Annotated in this window: 1 protein-coding gene and 1 pseudogene; both read left to right on the top strand. The window is 67.3% G+C overall.

The genetic code is table 11. The features are described from left to right. Positions 1 to 679: hypothetical protein (locus tag AC1DYI_RS37035; protein WP_477209056.1), on the top strand; the 679-nt coding region annotated here is incomplete at its 5' end. 18 nt (positions 680 to 697) lie between these two features. Continuing rightward, a pseudogene (locus tag AC1DYI_RS37040) lies at positions 698 to 885 on the top strand (phage tail sheath family protein); the annotation flags it as partial.

Raw genomic sequence — 885 nt, forward strand, 5'->3', positions numbered from 1 at the left:
TGTGGAGACACGCCACGACTATTTCGCGGATGGCCTTTGCCGYGCGATGCGCTTCGAGCCCACGACGCGCTGCAGCGAACTCATCAGAGCGTTCGAGCTGGTGCTGCGCACCAACGACCACAGCCTGAGCCTGCATGCGCCCGAGCACCGCCTGGCTGATCTGTGGCAAGAGGCGCACGCCGCCCCGCCGCCTTTGATGCTGAACTTCAGCGTGAGCAGCCTCGATCCGGCCTTCGCCTTCTACACCGAAGACGCCGCGGCGCAGCCCCTGCGCATTCCGCTGGGCGACGCCGACGAGGCCAACTGGCTGGACGGCCTGGGCCAGCGCCAGACGCTGCAATGGCACAGCCGGCACAGCATTTGGTGCTACTGGCTGCTGGGGGAATGGGAAGAGAAGGTGCTGACCATCGTCGACACCTCGGGCGCCCGCAGCTTCGACGCGCTGGGGCTCACCCCCCTCGGCAATGCCGATGCGCGGCGAGCGCATTGTTTTCGTTCGCGGGCGCCGTTGCCATTGGCCGAGCGCGCGCCCACCGGGTTGCAGCTGCGCGCGGGGCATTCCGCAGCGGCAACCCGGGTCGTCGTGTCCCAGCTGCCGGCTCCGCGGCCGTCGGCGCTTCAGTACGAGAGCGGGCCGAATGGCCGGCAGGCCGTCTCGGAAATTTTCGTCAGCCGCTGACCCACACAGGAGAAACCGATGGGTGTCATGAAAACTCCGGGCGTCTACATCGTCGAGAAGAACGCCTTCCCCAACTCCGTGGTCGAGGTGGCCACGGCGGTGCCCGCCTTCGTCGGTCATACCGAGTGGGCCGACAACCACAACACGCCGTTGACGCTGCGGCCCTGGCCGCTCGGCTCGATGGCCGAGTACCACCAGTATTTCGG

The sequence above is a fragment of the Ideonella sp. P3_A4 genome (genome assembly GCF_056403075.1).